This window comes from Mycobacterium sp. 050272, from assembly GCF_039023525.1.
Taxonomy (GTDB): domain Bacteria; phylum Actinomycetota; class Actinomycetes; order Mycobacteriales; family Mycobacteriaceae; genus Mycobacterium.
Window position 1 is genome coordinate 273,082 of the sequence record NZ_JBCHKV010000002.1, and the last position, 18,463, is coordinate 291,544.

The following is an 18,463-nucleotide window of genomic DNA, read 5'->3' on the forward strand; positions in this document are numbered from 1 at the left end:
GGCAATTTCGCTTCCCGCGGATGGCCGCGAGCTAAGGTTGATCGGTGCTTGCCCTGGACACGATGGTCCGCGAAAACCTCTTCATCTGTCCGCGCTGCGCCGCCACGGTACGCTCCGACGCCGGTTCGTTGCGATGCAGCAATACTTCTTGCAGATACGCCGAAGTGCCGTTCCCGACCGTCTCCGGGGTACCGGCCCTCGTCGACTTCGAGCACAGCGTGGTCGACGCCGATCGTTTGCAGGCTTCCCAGGGCGCCTCCGATATCGCCCGATCCGGGCTCAACCGCACACTGCGTGCGCTGGTACACCCCGCCAACACCGTTGCCGCGGCCAGCGTGGACCGGATGCTCGAGTTACTCCGGGCCGACGCTGTCGCGACCGGGCGGCGACCGCGGGTTCTCGTGATCGGGGGTGGCTCCCAGGGCGACGGCTTGGCCAAGCTCTACGCCGACCCGGATATCGATCTGATCTCCTTCGATATCTACGCCAGCCCGATAGTCCAATTCGTCGCCGACGGTCACGCGATCCCGCTGTCCGACGCCTCCGTCGATGGCGTGGTCGTCCAGGCGGTGCTTCAGTATGTGCTCGAGCCGACGGTAGTCGCGAAGGAGATCCACCGGGTGCTGCATAGCCGGGGAATCGTGTACGCCGACTCGCCGTTCATCCAGCAGGTCTCCGAGGGGCCTTACGATTTGACCCGCTTTACCGATAGCGGGCACCGCTATTTGTTCCGCAGATTCGAACGCATTGACTCCGGATGTGTGGCCGGCCCCGGCACCGCTTTGCGTTGGTCGATCGACTATTTCGTCCGGGCTCTCACCCGCTCCCGCCGGCTCGGCAGGCTCGCAGTGCTCTGCTTTTTCTGGCTCAGCTGGATCGACCGCATCCTCGACCCGAGACACGCGATCGACGGGGCCAGCAGCGTATTCTTCCTCGGCCGCAAAAGCGACGTCTCGATCAGCGAGGCCGACATCATCGATTACTACCAGGGTGCGATGTCTGAGATCGCCATCCGCGGTTGAACCTGACGAACGAAACGGTCAGGCCCCAAGTTGGGTCATTGGTCCCTCGCGAGTCGCACCAGAGGGCCCCACACTTACCCTGTGATGGTACGACGCGTGGCCGTGGCGGCGGCCGCCGGAACAGCAGCAGTCATCTACGGAGCATTTGTGCGGCCCCGGCTTATGCATTGGGGCGCAACGGATGTGGAGATAACTGGACCTTTCCCCGGGGCTGGGCTGGTACCCGACGGCAAGCGTGGGGCGACGATGGCCGTCACGATTAAGGCTGCGCCGCAACGGGTTTGGCCGTGGCTGGTCCAGCTGGGTGGCGATCGTGGGGGTTGGTACTCCTGGGACCGCCTCGACAACGGTGGCCGCCCGAGTGCTCGCAAAGTTCATCCGGAATGGCAAGATCTCGCCGTCGGAGATTACGTCAAGTATTGGACTCGCCGCGGCGCAGTGAATGCATGGCGGGTTGAACGGCTAGAACCGAATCGTTTCTTAGGTCTGCACGGGCTCAGCGATCTGCGGGGCCATCAGCTGGACCTCAATCGCCCGCGGCCGTGCGCATACGCCGAAGGGTTGTGGGGCTTCCAATTGAAGGAGCTACCTGGCGGCCACACACGCCTCGTCATCAGCGGTTACGAAGCCTTCCGCCCGCGATGGTTTGAACGTCTCGTGGTTCCCTGTTTCTTTCCCCTTACCGTCTGGATCATGCAGGCACGCATGTTGGCGGTACTCAAACGAAACGTCGAACACCAAGTCGGCAGGTAGCGGGCTTCGCACGGCACGATTTCGTTCACCCGAGTCGACTGTGCCGCGCAGCGATCAGCGGCCTACTGCCACGGAGCACCCAGAACCACGCTCTAATTCCGTGCCCCCAGTCGGACTCGAACCGACACTGGGCGGATTTTAAGTCCGCTGCCTCTGCCAATTGGGCTATGGGGGCCCCGGCGGCGAATCTAGCGCGCGCGACCCGATCGCGGGACACCGCGCCCCCCGAATGTGGCCGAATTCAGGACGTGCGCGTGGGTCACGGTTCGCGTAAGATCCGCGCGCCGCGCGACGTCCAGCTACCCAACGCTTCGTAACAGATGTCACCGCCATGTCGGCCGACAGGACCCTGTTAAAACTGCCGGCACCAGCGTTAAAACGCCGTAAACGCCCGTCACCCGCGCCCTTTCGATCGGGAAGTTGGTGACTGGGGGAAATAGCCTTACGCCAGTACACAGGGGCTTGTACACCACCACTCAGGGTTGACCCAGTTCTTTGGGTCGACATGGTTCGAACATTAGAGGAGCAATGGATGTCATTCCTGACAACAGTGACTGAAGAGTTGCTTGCCGCGCAGGGGCAGCTGGAAGCGATCAATGCCAATCTGGCGGCGCAGAATGCCGGCGCCGCGGCAGCGACGACGGTTGTCGCTCCGGCCGGCGCCGATGCGGTGTCGCTGCAGCAGGCGGCGCTTTTCTCCGCGTTCGGCACCACCTACCAGACGACCGCCGGGGAAGCTCAGACCCAGCTGGAAACGTATACGACCAACCTGGGCACCAGCTCCAACAGCTACAGCGACACCGAGGCCAACAACGCGGCGTCGGCCCTGCTTCAGTCGGCCGACCCCTCGCAGATGAGCCTCCTGTCGGATCCGGTCTCGCAAGTCCAGGCGGCCGGGCCCGGCACCACCGGCCTCGACTGGCTGCAATACCTGCTCGGCGGCACCGGCAACTACACCAACTCTGCGATGCTCGGCGGCATGTTCGGTCTGTCCAGTAACAGTGCCAACATCCTCAACATCGGTGCGGGCAACTGGGCTTCGGCCGCATCGAACCTCGTCGGTATGGCCGGTGGTGGTCTGCTTCCCGCCGGTAGCGACACGATCGGCGACGCCGCCGCGGCAGCGGGCGCCGCGGACCTGGCCGCCTCGACCACCCCGATGCCGGCGGGCATGGGCGGTGCCGTGACGCCGGTGGTCGCCGGCATCGGCCAGGGCACCCTGGTCGGCAATCTGGCGGTGCCGCCGAGTTGGGTTGGCGGTCAAGTCACTCCGGTGGTCGGCACCACCGCCACCCCGCTGCACACCGTGGGCTGGACCGGCGCGGCGCCACAGGCCAGCGCTGGTGCGCCGATGGCCGGCATGCCCGGCATGGTCACGGGCGCGGGACGCACCTCCAGCGGCTTCGGCGCGCCGCGCTATGGCGTCAAGCCGATCGTCATGCCGAAACTGACTGCCGTCTAACAACTTTCACGGTTAACCACCAAGCGAATTCTTCGAACAGGAGCGGATACCCAAAATGGTTATGGACTTTGCAGCACTACCCCCGGAGATCACCTCGACGCTGGTGTGGAGCGGGCCGGGCTCGGCGCCGCTGATGGCTGCCGCAACCGCGTACGCCAACCTGGCCGCCGAGGTGAGCACCACGGCGACCTCGTGGGAGTCGATCATCTCGTTGCTGACCACCGAGGCGTGGACAGGCGGCGGGTCGGCAGCGGCCGCGACCGCGGCGCAGCCGATCTTGACCTACTTGACCGACACGGCAACCGCACTCGAGCAGGCGGGCTCCGCTGCGGCATCGTCGGCGGCGGCTTTTGAGGCCGCTCACGCTGGGGTGGTCAACCCGGCGCTGGTCTTCACCAACCGCGCGGAATTCACCGCCGCACTCGCCGGGCTCCCCTTCACCCTCCCGCAGGTGACGGAATTGGAGATGGAGTACTCGGAGATGTGGGTGCAAGACGCCACCGCGATGAGCGCGTATCAGGCGGCCAGTGACGCGGCCGCCGGGATGCTGCAGCCGGTGACACCACTGACCTCAACCGTGGACCCCGCCGTTCAAGCCGCCGACGCCCCGGTCCAGGCGGCGGACCTCGCGCCCCAGGCGTTGCAAGCACTCGACTTGAATTCGCTGCTCGACTCGCTAGGGATCACCAACCCTGTCGCGAGCAACAACATTCTGCAGTCGATCGACGGCTTCCTCGGTACGCCTTCGGTGCTGAACGCCATCAACGGTGCGGTCAACACCGCGGCCTGGTTCAGCATGATCACCATCCCGACCGCGGTTTCACTGGGCCACGTGCTGGCCGGCGCCGCGGTGCCGGCGGCCGCGGTCAGCGACGTGGTGCCGGCCGGTGCGGGCGGCATCATCGAGGGCTCCGTGGTCAGCTCGGTGACACCGGCGGGCGGCTTGGGCAGCGCAGCAACGGCGAGCATGGGCGGGGCGCAGACCGTGAGCCGTCTGTCGGTGCCGGCCAGCTGGGCGGCCAACGCTGCACCCCAGACGGAGTTGGCGGCAGCGACCGCTCCGATCGAGGGTTCGGGCTGGACCGCGGCCACCGAGGAAGCCTCGGTCATGGGCGCGCCCGGCATGCCCGGCATGGTGGCCGGAGCCAAGGGCGCCGGCGCCTTCGGCTCGGGTCCGCGGTATGGCTTCAAGCCGATCGTCATGCCCAAGCAGGTTGTGGTGTGACCGCCGAAATCAAGGGTCACATGTCACTCGCTCGAGGCCGGCAGTTAACCGCTAGGCCGTAATCTATCCGCTGCGCGGCTACCACCGCGCCAAGACTTCCACCTATCGAAGGCATCACCCGAAAAAAGGAGAAAGGCAACATGGCAACACGTTTTATGACCGACCCGCACGCGATGCGTGCGATGGCGGGCCGTTTTGAGATGCACGCGCAGACGGTGTCGGATGAGGCTCGCAAGATGTGGGCGTCGTCGATGAACATCGCCGGTGCGGGCTGGAGCGGTCAGGCCCAGGCCACGTCGTACGACACGATGGGTCAGATGAACCAGGCGTTCAACAACATTGTCAACATGCTCCACGGCGTGCGTGACGGACTGATCCGTGACGCCAACAACTACGAGACGCAAGAGCAGGCCTCGCAGCAGGCCCTCGGCCACTAGCCGCGAAAACCACTGGATCCCAGAACTTTTCACTCAGGAGGATAGACAATGTCGATCAATTACCAGTTCGGAGATGTGGACGCGCACGGTGCGTTGATCCGCGCGCAGGCCGCTTCGTTGGAGGCCGAGCACCAGGCCATCGTTCGCGATGTGCTGGCTGCCGGTGACTTCTGGGGTGGCGCCGGTTCGGTGGCGTGCCAGGAGTTCATCACCCAGTTGGGTCGCAACTTCCAGGTGATCTACGAGCAGGCCAACCAGCACGGGCAGAAGGTGCAGACCGCGGGCAACAACATGGCCAGCACCGACAGCGCCGTCGGGTCCAGCTGGGCCTGACACCCTTCGCTTCAACCGGGGCCGCACACCAATCGGTGTGCGGCCCCGTTCATGTGCGCCGGCGCCGTATTGCCCGGCCCGGGTGCACACGTCAGTGAAATTCGTTGGCCCACAACGTCGTTTGCGACGATATTCACGCCGCACGCGATCCGGCACTTCTCAAGATTTGAGAAGTCTATGAACTCCGTGACAAGCGCTTATGTGCTTTGCGAGAATTCAAGGACATGACCGCCGTAACGTCCGGATACGCGGGTAGCCAGCGCCCACGTCAAGCCATCCTGGGACAGCTGCCAAGGATCTATCGTGCCGACGGTTCACCCATCCGGGTTTTGCTGGTGGACGACGAGCCGGCTCTCACCAACCTCGTCAAAATGGCCCTGCACTACGAGGGCTGGGTGGTGGAGATCGCCCACAACGGACGCGAAGCACTCGCCAAGTTTGACCGGGTCACGCCGGATGTCCTCGTTCTCGACATCATGCTTCCGGACATGGATGGACTGCGTATTCTGCAGCGGATCCGCGAATCCGACGTCTACACCCCCACGCTGTTCTTGACCGCACGCGATTCGGTCATGGACCGGGTCACCGGCCTCACCGCGGGCGCCGATGACTACATGACCAAGCCGTTCAGCCTCGAGGAACTGGTCGCACGTCTGCGCGGGTTGCTGCGCCGGTCCAGCCAGCTGTCCCCGCCGGCCGCCGAAGCGCTCAAGGTCGGCGATCTTCGGCTGGACACCGCCAGCCGCGAAGTCACCCGCGACGGCACACCGATATCGCTGTCGTCTACCGAGTTCGAATTGCTGCGTTTCCTGATGCGCAACCCGCGCCGCGCGCTGAGCCGTACCGAAATCCTGGACCGCGTCTGGAACTATGACTTCGCCGGGCGCACCAGCATCGTCGACCTCTACATCTCCTATCTGCGAAAGAAAATCGACTCTGGCCGTGAGCCGATGATCCACACCGTGCGAGGTGTCGGATACATGCTGCGACCCCTGGAATGACGCGCCAGCGCAATACCCCTTTCTGGTTGCCCCGGTCGCTGCGCCGCCAATTACTGATAGGCGTATTAGCCGTTGTCACAGTGGTTTTGGTGTCTGTCGGGGTGGTCTCGGTGCTCAGCCTGCGCGGCTACGTCACCGCGATCAGCGACGCCGATGTCGCCGAGTCGCTCGATGCGCTGAGCAACTCCTACACCCGATACCGAAACGGCGAGCACACCTCGGCGCACCGCCGCACTCCGCCGGTGGACCAGGCGATGCTGGAATTCACCGGCCAAACACCGGGCAACCTGATCGCCGTGGTGCACAACGGCACCGTGATCGGCTCCGCGGTGTTTTCCGAGGACGAACCAAAACCCGCCCCGCCCGACGTGATTCACGCGATCGAGTCGCTGTCCTGGGCCGACGCACCACCCAGGACCGTACGGCTGGGCAGCCTGGGCGCCTACCGCGTCGACAGCCGGCGCGAGGGATCCGATCTACTGATCGTCGGGATGTCGGTGAAGCTGGCCGACCAGATCATGGCCCGCAAATACATCACCACCAGCCTGCTGATCGCGGCCGCCCTGGTGATCACCGCCGGGCTCACCGTCTGGGTGGTCGGCTACACACTTCGCCCGCTGCGCCGGGTCGCGGCGACCGCCGCGGAAGTCGCCGCCATGCCGCTTACCGGCGACGACCACCGAATCAGCGTCCGGGTCCGGCAGGAAGACACCGATCCGGACAACGAGGTCGGCATCGTCGGACACACACTGAACCGGTTGCTGGACAACGTGGATAGCGCGCTGGCGCATCGCGTCGACTCCGACATGCGCATGCGGCAGTTCCTCACCGACGCCAGCCACGAGCTGAGAACACCGCTGGCGGCGATTCAGGGCTACGCGGAGCTGACCCGCCAGGACAGTTCGGCGCTGCCACCGACCACCGAGTACGCGCTGGCGCGCATCGAGTCCGAGGCACAGCGGATGTCTTTGCTCGTCGAGGAGCTGCTGCTGCTCTCCCGCCTGGGCGAGGGTGAGGACCTGCAGAACGAAGACGTGGACCTGGCCGAACTGGTCATCAACGCGGTGAACGACGCCGCGGCCGCGGCGCCGACACACATTTGGCTCAAGGACCTGCCCGAAGGCCCGGTCTGGGTGCGTGGCGACCATGCCCGGCTGCATCAAGCCGTCAGCAATCTGCACAGCAACGCCCGCCTGCACACGCCGCCCGGCGTCACAGTCACCACCGCAATCACCTGCCAGCGCGCTGATTCCGGCGCTGCGCACGCCGAGCTGAGTGTTGCCGATAACGGTCCCGGCATCGACGCGGATCTGCTGCCCCGGCTGTTCGAGCGATTCGTCCGCGCGAACACCTCCCGATCCGACGGGTCGGGCATCGGACTGGGCCTGGCCATCGTCAGTTCGATCGTCAAGGCCCATCACGGCTCGGTCAGTGCCGAATCCGCCCACGGCCGAACGGTCTTCAAGGTGCGGCTGCCGATGATCGACGCCCCGGGCGGGTAACCCGCAGGCTCGGTGAGACGCGCGCCGGCGGACCCGGAAATCCGCTACAGCACATCAGATTTGAATCGCGCCGAGACGCTCGTAGGCTTCCTGCCAAATCGCCTCATGCTCGTCCGATGAGATCGCACCCGCCCGAAGCAATCGGTCGGCGCGGGTCAGCATGGCGACCAAGCTGAGACCTTCGACGTACCTGTTAATTTCGCAAGCGTCGACGTGGGGCATCAGGGCGATCGACACAGACCTAACCTTCACGCGACTGGGTCCGGCCGTCAGGAAAAGCAGCGCGCCGATGGCTATGTAGCAGCCGACGGCGAAAGCCAGCACTGTGTCAGGCGAGGCGGCCACCTCGCCGAGCAGCACCATCGCAATCAACCCGAGCGCAGCGCCACTTATCGGCCATCCCCGCCATAGCCGCGCCAGTTGCCGATCGACGAGGCTGCTGCCGGGCGGATAGATGACCAGCTGAAATTGCTGAACTCCGTATCGCCCGACCGTGGCATCAAACGATCCCCACGGATGGGCGCCGTCGAGCAGCCGCGACCACCGTCCCCATGCTGAAGGTTCCGCGTGTGTCGTCCGGGCCATGTCGGGTCGGGCAACTCGCTCGCGCGTGTCGTGCATGAAGCCAGATGTACGCCGCTCGCCGGACGCGCGCCCTGGTCCAAACAGCATCCATACGGGCGTTGCGCCAACATTTACGGAACTTTTTCATCCGATGCACCCGAGCTGGCGTTTGCCGGCCGGAGCTTGCGCTAGTCGGGGCTGCTCAGTTAGATATCGGCCGTGGTAGTGAACGCTACGGTGTGTGTTCGCCGGCAGCCGCGCTGATCTGATGCTTAGCCCGCGTCTGGTGTGGCCGGAGTGGCGGCGAGAAGAACTGCGCACCAATTTGTGGTTGGTTCCGGCGATGGTGATACTCGCGGCGCTCGGCCTTTTCGCCTTGACGTTGTGCTTGGACCGGGCGGCGTACCAGGGTGAGCTCCAGCCTCCGGGGTGGGTGATCAGCGGCACCGCCGATGCCGCCCGCCAGATTCTGACCTCTATTGCGGCTTCGGTGATCACCGTCGTCGGCATCGTCTTTTCCATCACGATCGTGACCCTGACGCTCGCGTCGACGCAGTTCGGTCCGCGGATGCTGCGAAACTTCATCCGCGACCGCGGTACTCAGCTCACGCTGGGAGCGTTCGTGGCGACGTTCGTGTATTGCATTGTGACGCTGGTGTCGATCGGCCCCGGAAATCGCGGCGACTTCGTGCCCCACATTTCGATCACGACCGCTTTCGGCCTGGTTCTCATCGATGTCATGGTCCTGATCTACTTCATTCACCACATCGCCACCCAAATCCAGCTACCCCAGGTGATTGCCGGCATTGCCAAAGATCTGGGCCGTGCCGTGGCGATACAGAGCGAGGACCAACCGAAATTCGCGACGCGCAAACCTGCGCAAGGTCCGTCGCTCGACGAGCTGCTCGCCAGGATTGAAACCGCGGGCAGCGTCATACCCACGCCCAAAAGCGGTTACCTGCAATTCATCCGGCATCAGGCGCTGGTCCGCGTCGCCGCTCAAGCCGACGCGGTGATCCGGCTGCCGTACCGCCCGGGACACTTCCTGGTTGAAGGCCGTGAACTGGCCAGCGTGTGGCCTTCCACCGCTGCCGAGCGGGTGGCCGACTACCTGGCGCGGGCTCAGGCAACGGGACCCCATCGCACTCTGACCCAGGATGTCGCTTTCGGTGTCGATCAGCTCGTCGAAATCGCTATCCGGGCACTCTCCCCCGCCGTCAACGACACCTTTACCGCGCTGACATGCATCGATTGGCTCGGCGACTGCCTGTGCAAGATTGCGCCGATATGGGCGCCGACTCAAGTTCACCGCGACCGTCGCGGGATCATCCGGGTCATCTCTGATCAAGTCAGCTATGAGCGGCTGGTACAGCGAGCGTTTGAAAAAATCCGCCAAGCCGGCCGGGGGATGCCGGCGGTAATGATCCGTCAGCTCGACGCGTTGACGACGATCATGGAACAAACGACCGATCCGCGGCGCGCACAAGTCCTGATGGAGCAGGCGGCCATGATTCAGCGCGCGAATGTGGAGTCGGTTTCCGAGCACTCTGACCGCGCCGACGTCGAGCGCCGTTACGTCGCTTTAGCCGACCTCCACGAAAAGCTCTGTCGCGACTCGTAATTGGCCACGACGAACCGCGCGCCTGGGTCCGTCGTGACGGCGGCCGAGCAGGAACAGCCGCAGGGCTCGCCGGCGAGGTGAACGCACGCCTGAACAGCGCCATCGGGTTCGAACATAGTGGCGTAAAGAAACCGCAAAGGTGCACTGCGGCGCCGTTAGGAAAGTATCAACCAACGGCCCTATCGGACTGGCCCCGATTAATTTCAAGCTGACCTTGCCTCCGAGGACTGCGGTGTGGCTGACTCGATGAGGTCCTTTCGTATGCACGCGTTCGGCGCGGAACGGAGACAAGATGGGCGTGTTGGTATTCGTCGTGCTCACAGTGGCGGTGTTCGCCGTGCTGGGCCTGGTGCAGAAGTTGGTCGAGCGGCTGTGAGCTACGAAAACATCGTCGGATTGGCGCTATCCGTCGTTCTCGCACTGTTTCTCGGGTGCGCCCTGCTGTTCCCGGAGAGGTTCTAGTGAGCACAACATCGGCGGGAATCGTCTTCCTGATCGTGCTCGTCGTGGCGCTCGCCGCGGTGCATATTCCGTTGGGCGACTACATGTATCGGGTGTACACATCGGAGAAGGACTCCCCTGTCGAGCGGGTGATCTACCGGCTGATCGGTGTCGATTCGCGATCCGAGCAAACGTGGGGCGCCTATGCCCGAAGCGTGTTGGCATTCTCGTCGATCAGCATCCTCTTTTTGTTCGTATTCCAGCTCGTGCAAGGCAAATTGCCGTTGCATCTGCATGATCCGGCCACGAAGATGACGCCGGCGCTGGCCTGGAACACCGCCGTCAGCTTCGTCACCAACACCAACTGGCAGGCCTACTCCGGTGAATCGACGCAGGGCCACCTGGTGCAGATGGCCGGGCTGGCGGTGCAGAACTTCGTCTCGGCCGCCGTGGGCATGGCAGTGGCGGTTGCGCTGGTGCGCGGGTTCGCCCGCCGGCGCACCGGCGATCTGGGGAACTTCTGGGTCGACCTGGTGCGCGGCACATTGCGCATCCTGCTGCCGATCGCGGTCATCGGGGCGATCGTGTTGATCGCGGGTGGGGCGATTCAGAACTTCCACCTCAACGACCAGGTGGTCAACACGCTTGCCGGTACCCAACAGACCATCACCGGCGGCCCGGTGGCCAGCCAGGAAGCCATCAAAGAGCTTGGCACCAACGGCGGCGGCTTCTACAACGCCAACTCCGCACACCCCTTCGAGAACCCGAACCCGTGGACGAACTGGCTGGAGATTTTCCTGCTGCTGGTGATCAGCTTTTCGCTGCCCCGCACCTTCGGGCGCATGGTGGGCAGCACCAAGCAGGGCTACGCCATTGCCTCGGTCATGGCGTCGCTGTATCTCGTCAGCGTGTCGCTCATGCTGTGGTTCCAGTTGCAGCATCACGGCACGGTGCCGACCGCGATTGGTGCTGCTACGGAAGGCGTCGAACAGCGCTTCGGCGTGGCAGATTCGGCGGTGTTCGCCGACTCCACAACGCTGACCTCCACCGGTGCCGTCGACTCGTTCCACGACTCCTACACCAGCCTCGGCGGAATGATCACGATGTTCAACATGCAGCTCGGTGAGGTCGCCCCCGGTGGCACCGGCTCGGGCCTCTACGGCATGCTGATCCTGGCGGTGATCACCGTTTTCATCGCAGGCCTGATGGTTGGCCGCACCCCGGAATACCTCGGCAAGAAGATCAACCCGCGCGAAATCAAGTTGGCGGCAAGCTATTTCCTTGTCACACCCCTGATCGTGCTGACCGGAACCGCGATAGCGATGGCGCTGCCGGGCGAACGCGCCGGCATGCTGAATACCGGCCCGCATGGACTCTCGGAAGTGTTGTACGCGTTCACCTCCGCCGCCAACAACAATGGATCGGCATTCGCTGGAATCAGCGTCAATACCGACTGGTACAACACCGCCCTCGGACTGGCGATGGTCTTCGGCAGATTCCTGCCTATCGTGCTGGTGCTGGCCTTGGCCGGATCGCTGGCCAAGCAGGGTGCCACGCCCGAATCGGCGGGAACCCTGCCCACCCATAGGCCGCAATTCGTCGGAATGGTCGCCGGCGTCACGCTGATTCTCGTTGCCCTTACTTTCCTGCCCATGCTCGCGCTTGGGCCTCTCGCTGAAGGAATTCACTGATGACCGCGACCGTCGATTCGGCTGCGCAGTCGCAGTCCGCGACCCCCGACACCACGAAACGGGTACAGGGCGGTCTGCTCGACCCGAAGATGCTGTGGAAGTCGACGCCGGATGCGCTGCGCAAACTCGATCCCCGCACGCTGTGGCGCAACCCGGTCATGTTCATCGTCGAGATCGGCGCCGCATGGAGCACCGTGTTGGCGATCATCAACCCGACCTGGTTCGCGTGGCTGACCGTGGTCTGGCTCTGGCTGACCGTAGTGTTCGCCAATGTCGCCGAGGCGGTGGCCGAGGGCCGCGGCAAGGCCCAGGCCGAAACCCTGCGCAAAGCGAAAACCTCCACCATGGCGCGGCGCCTCAAGGGCTGGGCGCCCGGCGCCTCCGGCGTGGAAGAGGAAGTCGCCGCGCCGCTGCTGCAACAAGGCGATGTCGTCGTGGTCGAAGCCGGGCAGGTGATACCGGGTGACGGCGACGTCGTGGAAGGCATTGCGTCAGTGGACGAATCGGCGATCACCGGGGAGTCGGCACCAGTGATCCGGGAATCCGGCGGCGACCGCTCGGCGGTCACCGGCGGTACCACCGTGCTCAGCGACCGCATCGTCGTGCAGATCACCCAAAAACCCGGGGAAAGCTTCATCGACCGGATGATCGCACTGGTCGAGGGCGCCAACCGGCAGAAAACCCCGAACGAGATCGCGCTGAACATCCTGCTGGCCGCGCTGACGATCATCTTCGTCTTCGCTGTCGCCACCCTGCAGCCGCTCGCGATCTACTCCAAGATGAACAACCCGGGTGTCCCAAACAGCGAGGCGCTCAACGCAAGCGGGGTCACCGGGATCGTGATGGTGGCGCTGCTGGTCTGCCTGATCCCTACGACCATCGGTGCGCTGCTGTCCGCGATCGGCATCGCCGGCATGGACCGGCTGGTGCAACGCAACGTGCTGGCGATGTCGGGGCGGGCGGTGGAAGCCGCCGGCGACGTCAACACGCTGCTGCTGGACAAGACCGGGACCATCACCCTGGGTAACCGGCAGGCCGCCGCTTTCATCCCCCTCGACGGCGTCACCGATGAGCAACTGGCCGACGCCGCGCAGCTGTCCAGCCTGGCCGACGAAACGCCGGAAGGCCGCTCGGTCGTCGTGTTCGCCAAACAACACTTCGGGTTGCGGGCACGCACACCGGGCGAGCTCGCACACGCCCAGTGGGTCGAATTCTCGGCTACCACAAGGATGTCCGGCGTCGACCTGGACGGCCATCTGCTCCGCAAGGGGGCGGCCAGCTCGGTCGCCGAATGGGTAAGCGGCCAGGGCGGCGACGTACCGCATCAGCTTGGCGAGATCGTCGACGGCATCTCCGCTGGCGGTGGCACCCCCCTGGTCGTCGGTGAGACCCGCGACGGCGAGGCGGCGGTGCTCGGAGTCATCCATCTCAAAGACGTTGTCAAGCAAGGCATGCGGGATCGTTTCGACGAGATGCGGAAGATGGGCATTCGCACGGTGATGATCACCGGCGATAACCCGTTGACCGCCAAGGCGATCGCCGATGAGGCCGGTGTTGACGACTTCCTCGCCGAAGCCACGCCGGAAGACAAGCTCGCGCTGATCAAACGCGAGCAAGAGGGCGGCAAACTGGTCGCGATGACCGGTGACGGCACCAATGATGCTCCGGCTCTTGCTCAGGCCGACGTGGGGGTGGCCATGAACACCGGCACCTCGGCCGCAAAAGAGGCCGGCAACATGGTCGATCTGGACTCCGACCCGACCAAACTCATCGAGATCGTGGAAATCGGCAAGCAGCTGCTGATTACCCGTGGAGCGCTGACCACCTTCTCGATCGCCAACGACATCGCGAAGTATTTCGCGATCATCCCGGCCATGTTCGTCGCACTGTTTCCCGGGCTGGATCTGATCAACATCATGCGGCTGCACAGCCCGCAGTCGGCAATTCTGTCCGCGGTGATTTTCAACGCGGTCGTCATTGTGGCGCTGATTCCGCTGTCGCTGCGGGGTGTCCGCTACACGCCGAGCAGCGCGTCAAAACTGTTGAGCCGCAACCTCTATATTTACGGGCTCGGCGGAATCATCGCCCCGTTCATCGGGATCAAGCTCATCGACCTGATTATCCAATTCGTCCCAGGGATGTCCTGACATGAAGTTTTCGAATTTCGTCCGCGTGCACTGGGCGGCCTTCCGCGCACTGCTGGTGCTGACCGTCATCACTGGCCTGGCGTACCCCGTGTTCGTCTGGCTCGTGGCGCAGATCCCGGGACTGCACGACAAGGCCGAAGGATCGATCCTGACGGTGAACGGCAAGCCGATCGGCAGCCGGCTAATCGGCCAGCTGTTCACCGATAAGGACGGCAACGCACTGCCCCAGTACTTCCAGAGCCGGCCCTCGGCGGCAGGCACCGGTTACGACCCGACGTCCTCGAGCGCGAGCAACCTCGGGCCGGAAAACATCGTCGACACACCGGCCGATCCGGCGCAATTAGCCGCCGGCAAGTCCGCTTCCGACGCCGGCTTCAAGCCGAGCCTGCTGACCCAGGTATGCACGCGCAGCGCCACCGTGGGCCAGCTGGAGGGTGTCGACGGTTCGCGTCCGTTCTGCACCGGTGGCGGGGTGGGCGCGGTGCTCTCGGTGATCGGCCCGCGCGACACCCGCGGAAACGTCGTGCACCCCTCCCGGGTGGTCAGCGTCAACGAGCCATGCCAGACGACGCGGACGCCGTTTCTGACCCTTTACGAGGGAGTGCGCGTCGAGTGCGCGAAATACGGCGACGACTACTCGATGGGCCAGATCGTGCCCGTTCGCGGCAGCGCACCCGCCAGCCCGGCGGTTCCCGCCGATGCCGTCACCGCCAGCGGCAGCGGCCTGGACCCGGATATCTCACCGGCCTACGCCAATATTCAGATCGTGCGGGTGGCCAAGGCTCGCCATGTTAGCCCGGATCAGGTTCGCGCGGTCGTCACGGAGTACCGCAGCGGTCGGGACCTCGGATTCTTCGGTGAGCCGACCGTCAACGTGCTGCAACTCAACATGCAACTCGACCGCAAATATCCGGTATCGAGCTGACGGCACAGGGGGATGATGGATGACGTGAGCGACGTCTCCCTCAAAGACCACCGTCTGAAACGAGGCGAGCTACGCATCTACCTCGGGGCGGCACCGGGCGTCGGCAAGACCTTTGCGATGCTCGGCGAGGCGCACCGCCGGTTGGAACGCGGCACCGACCTGGTGGCGGCCGTCGTCGAGACGCATGGCCGCCGAAAAACCGCGGAGATGCTCGAAGGCATCGAGGTCATTGCGCCGCGCTATATCGAATATCGAGAAGGCCGCTTTCCCGAACTCGACGTGCCGGCGGTGCTGGCACGTCATCCACAGGTGGTTCTCGTCGACGAACTTGCCCACACCAATACGCCGGGCAGCAAGAATCACAAACGCTGGCAGGATGTCGAGGAGCTCCTCGACGCGGGTATCGCGGTGATCTCCACGGTTAACATCCAGCACCTGGAAAGCCTCAACGACGTCGTCGCACAGATCACCGGCATCGAGCAGCAGGAGACCATCCCCGACTCCATCGTTCGACAAGCCTCGCAAGTGGAACTCATTGACATCACCCCGGAAGCACTGCAGCGCCGGCTATCTCACGGGAATGTCTATGCGCCCGAGAAGATCGACGCGGCGCTGTCGAACTACTTCCGCCGTGGAAACCTCACTGCGCTAAGAGAATTGGCGTTGTTGTGGCTGGCCGACCAGGTCGATACCGCACTGGCCAAGTACCGCGCGGAGAACAAAATCACGGACATATGGGAGGCGCGGGAGCGGGTTGTCGTGGCAGTCACCGGCGGTCCGGAATCCGAAACGTTGGTACGCCGGGCATCCCGGATCGCATCGAAGTCCAGCGCCGAGCTGATGGTGGTGCACGTCATCCGGGGTGACGGGCTGGCCGGCATTTCGGAGTCCCGAATGGGTAAGGTCCGGGAACTGGCGAGCAGCCTGGACGCCTCGGTACATACCGTCGTGGGTGACGATGTGCCCACGGCGCTACTGGATTTCGCCCGTGAGATCAACGCCACGCAGCTGGTAATCGGAACGTCGCGCCGGTCTCGGTGGGCCCGGGTGTTCGACGAGGGCATCGGCACAACCGTCGTCCAGCAGTCGGGCAAGATCGACGTGCACATCGTCACGCACGAGGAATCCAAACGGGGTTTCCACCTCACCTCATTGGCGCCCCGCGAGCGGCGCGTCACGTCGTGGCTTGCGGCCGTCTTCATTCCATCGATCATCTGCGCGGTCACGGTGACAATGCTGGACCCCTATCTGGACACCGGCGGGGAAAGCGCGCTGTTCTTCGTCGGGGTTTTGCTGGTGGGTTTGCTGGGAGGCGTTGCCCCGGCGGCTCTTTCGGCGGTGCTGTCCGGGCTGCTGCTGAACTACTTCCTGATTGCTCCCCGGCACAGCTTCACGATCGCCGAACCCAACAGTGCCATCACTGAATTGGTGCTGTTGCTGATCGCTGTCGCGGTCGCGGTGCTGGTCGACTTCGCCAACAAACGCACCCGCGAAGCCCGGCTGGCGGCTCAGGAGGCCGAGCTGCTGACACTGTTCGCGGGTTCGGTGCTGCGCGGTGCGGACCTCGAGACGCTACTGGAGCGGGTACGCGAGACCTACTCCCAGCGCGCGGTGAGCATGCTGCGCGAGCCCAGCGAGGAAGCCCGCGCCGCCGGCAAGAAGAGCTACATCGTCGCCTGCGTGGGCAAAGATCCTTGTGTGACCGTCGATTCCGCGGATACCGCGATCGAGGTCGGTGACGACGAGTTCTGGATGCTGATGGCGGGACGCAAGCTGTCCGCCCGCGACCGCCGGGTGCTGACCGCGGTGGCCAAGCAGGCCGCCGGGCTGATCCGGCAGAGCGAGCTGGCCGAGGAGGCGAGCCGAACCGAGGCCATTGTGCGGGCCGACGAGCTGCGGCGCTCGCTGCTCTCGGCGGTCAGCCATGACTTGCGCACCCCGCTGGCGGCGGCCAAGGTCGCGGTGTCGAGTCTGCGCGCCGAAGATGTCGCCTTCTCCGCCGAGGACACCGCCGAATTGCTGGCCACCATCGAGGAATCCATCGACCAGCTGACCGCCTTGGTCGGAAACCTGCTTGATTCTTCGCGTCTGGCAGCGGGCGTGGTCCGCCCGGACCTGCGCATGGTCTATCTCGAGGAAACCGTGCAGCGCGCGCTGGTCAGTATCGGCAAGGGCGCCACCGGCTTCTACCGATCCGCGATTGACCGCGTCAAGGTCGACGTGGGCGACGCGGTGGCGATGGCCGATCCCGGACTACTGGAACGGGTGCTCGCCAACCTGATCGACAACGCGCTACGCTACGCGCCCAACTGCGTGGTCCGGGTCAATGCCGGTCGGGTCGGAGACCGGGTGCTGATCAATGTGATCGACGAGGGCCCCGGCATCCCGCACGGAACCGAGGAGCAGATCTTCGAGGCGTTCCAGCGGCTGGGCGATCACGACAACACCACCGGTGTGGGACTGGGGATGTCGGTGGCGCGCGGCTTCGTGGAAGCCATGGGAGGCAGCATCGCGGCCGGCGACACTCCTGGGGGTGGACTCACCGTCGTCGTAGAACTGGCTGCACCGCCGCAACCGATTGGTGTCCGATGACGCGGGTCCTGGTGATCGACGACGAGCCGCACATTCTGCGTGCGCTGCGGATCAACTTGTCGGTGCGTGGCTACGAGGTCGTCACCGCGGCGACCGGTGCCGGCGCCCTGCGCGCCGCGGCCGAACACAAACCCGATGTGGTAATCCTCGATCTCGGCCTGCCCGACGTCTCGGGTATCGAGGTGCTCGCGGGTCTGCGCGGGTGGCTGACGGCGCCGGTGATCGTGTTGTCCGCGCGCACCGATTCTTCCGACAAAGTCGAGGCGCTGGATGCCGGGGCTGACGACTATGTCACGAAACCCTTTGGGATGGACGAATTTCTGGCGCGGCTGCGGGCCGCGGTGCGCCGCAACGCCGCGGCCTCCGAGTTAGACGAGCCGGTGGTCGAAACCGACGCGTTCACCGTGGACCTGGCCGCTAAGAAGGTCACCAAGAACGGCGCCGAGGTGCACCTCACCCCGACCGAATGGGGCATGCTGGAGGTGCTGGTGCGCAATCGCGGGAAGCTGGTCGGCCGCGAGGAATTACTCAAAGAGGTATGGGGCCCGGCATACGCCACCGAAACTCATTACCTGCGTGTGTATCTCGCTCAATTGCGGCGCAAACTCGAAGACGACCCATCGCATCCCAAGCACCTGCTGACCGAATCGGGCATGGGCTACCGCTTCGAGGCCTGAGTCGCATCTGGGTTTCGAGTGTGCCCGCACGGCGGGGGTTGTGCGTTGACGGCGCCCTGGACGCACACTC

At 64.6% G+C, this 18,463-nt stretch carries 16 protein-coding genes and 1 tRNA gene; 15 read left to right on the top strand and 2 right to left on the bottom strand.

The features are described 5' to 3' along the window. The first annotated feature begins 44 nt into the window (after positions 1-44). A complete protein-coding gene (locus AAHS21_RS06070) occupies positions 45-1,022 on the top strand; it encodes a methyltransferase domain-containing protein (RefSeq protein ID WP_342926794.1) in 978 nt (325 codons plus the stop codon). A gap of 96 nt (positions 1,023-1,118) precedes the next feature. Continuing rightward, entirely contained in the window at positions 1,119-1,775 is a 657-nt protein-coding gene (locus AAHS21_RS06075; RefSeq protein WP_342926795.1) for a hypothetical protein, read from the top strand. 101 nt (positions 1,776-1,876) lie between these two features. Here the strand turns inward: AAHS21_RS06075 and AAHS21_RS06080 are convergent. Further along, positions 1,877-1,950: transfer RNA gene (locus tag AAHS21_RS06080), tRNA-Leu, on the bottom strand. A gap of 357 nt (positions 1,951-2,307) precedes the next feature. Here AAHS21_RS06080 and AAHS21_RS06085 point away from each other — a divergent pair. The 6 genes from AAHS21_RS06085 to AAHS21_RS06110 all read left to right on the top strand — a co-directional run bounded on the left by AAHS21_RS06085 (position 2,308) and on the right by AAHS21_RS06110 (position 7,735). Next, complete coding sequence (locus AAHS21_RS06085; RefSeq protein ID WP_342926796.1) at positions 2,308-3,237, top strand: PE domain-containing protein; 930 nt, start codon at positions 2,308-2,310, stop codon at positions 3,235-3,237. 61 nt (positions 3,238-3,298) lie between these two features. Continuing rightward, on the top strand, positions 3,299-4,462 hold the full coding sequence (locus tag AAHS21_RS06090; RefSeq protein ID WP_342926797.1) for a PPE domain-containing protein: 1,164 nt from the start codon (positions 3,299-3,301) through the stop codon (positions 4,460-4,462). 140 nt (positions 4,463-4,602) lie between these two features. Beyond that, positions 4,603-4,899 (top strand): WXG100 family type VII secretion target, encoded by a 297-nt coding sequence (locus AAHS21_RS06095; RefSeq protein WP_090602180.1) that lies wholly within the window; start codon positions 4,603-4,605, stop codon positions 4,897-4,899. A gap of 48 nt (positions 4,900-4,947) precedes the next feature. After that, a complete protein-coding gene (locus AAHS21_RS06100; protein WP_036469090.1) occupies positions 4,948-5,232 on the top strand; it encodes a WXG100 family type VII secretion target in 285 nt (94 codons plus the stop codon). A gap of 224 nt (positions 5,233-5,456) precedes the next feature. Continuing rightward, a complete protein-coding gene (locus AAHS21_RS06105; protein WP_090605832.1) occupies positions 5,457-6,233 on the top strand; it encodes a response regulator transcription factor in 777 nt (258 codons plus the stop codon). Continuing rightward, positions 6,230-7,735: an ATP-binding protein gene (locus AAHS21_RS06110; RefSeq protein WP_342926798.1), complete on the top strand. Its 1,506-nt coding sequence runs from the start codon at positions 6,230-6,232 to the stop codon at positions 7,733-7,735. The genes AAHS21_RS06105 and AAHS21_RS06110 overlap by 4 nt, the downstream gene beginning before the upstream one ends. A 54-nt stretch (positions 7,736-7,789) precedes the next feature. On the opposite strand, the gene AAHS21_RS06115 is transcribed toward AAHS21_RS06110, so the two are convergent. Further along, positions 7,790-8,407, bottom strand: coding sequence for a DUF6611 family protein (locus AAHS21_RS06115; RefSeq protein ID WP_342926799.1), 618 nt, complete (start codon positions 8,405-8,407; stop codon positions 7,790-7,792). Between the two features lie 160 nt (positions 8,408-8,567). Here AAHS21_RS06115 and AAHS21_RS06120 point away from each other — a divergent pair, with 160 nt between their 5' ends. From AAHS21_RS06120 to AAHS21_RS06150, 7 genes are all read left to right on the top strand, one after another. Next, positions 8,568-9,920, top strand: a complete 1,353-nt coding sequence (locus tag AAHS21_RS06120; protein ID WP_342926800.1) for a DUF2254 domain-containing protein — start codon at positions 8,568-8,570, stop codon at positions 9,918-9,920. Positions 9,921-10,181: 261 nt separating this feature from the next. Continuing rightward, positions 10,182-10,382: a potassium-transporting ATPase subunit F gene (locus AAHS21_RS06125; protein WP_342927101.1), complete on the top strand. Its 201-nt coding sequence runs from the start codon at positions 10,182-10,184 to the stop codon at positions 10,380-10,382. Continuing rightward, complete coding sequence (gene kdpA, locus AAHS21_RS06130; RefSeq protein ID WP_342926801.1) at positions 10,382-12,052, top strand: potassium-transporting ATPase subunit KdpA; 1,671 nt, start codon at positions 10,382-10,384, stop codon at positions 12,050-12,052. The genes AAHS21_RS06125 and kdpA overlap by 1 nt, the downstream gene beginning before the upstream one ends. Continuing rightward, entirely contained in the window at positions 12,052-14,199 is a 2,148-nt protein-coding gene (kdpB, locus tag AAHS21_RS06135; protein ID WP_342926802.1) for a potassium-transporting ATPase subunit KdpB, read from the top strand. Before kdpA ends, kdpB begins: the two co-directional genes overlap by 1 nt. Before the next feature lies 1 nt (position 14,200). Then, positions 14,201-15,124 (top strand): potassium-transporting ATPase subunit C, encoded by a 924-nt coding sequence (locus tag AAHS21_RS06140; protein ID WP_342926803.1) that lies wholly within the window; start codon positions 14,201-14,203, stop codon positions 15,122-15,124. A gap of 12 nt (positions 15,125-15,136) precedes the next feature. After that, positions 15,137-17,716 carry a sensor histidine kinase KdpD gene (locus AAHS21_RS06145; protein WP_342926804.1) on the top strand — a complete coding sequence of 860 codons (2,580 nt, stop codon included), beginning with the start codon at positions 15,137-15,139 and terminating at the stop codon, positions 17,714-17,716. Next, positions 17,713-18,393, top strand: coding sequence for a response regulator (locus tag AAHS21_RS06150; protein WP_342926805.1), 681 nt, complete (start codon positions 17,713-17,715; stop codon positions 18,391-18,393). The genes AAHS21_RS06145 and AAHS21_RS06150 overlap by 4 nt, the downstream gene beginning before the upstream one ends. Positions 18,394-18,463 lie beyond the last annotated feature (70 nt).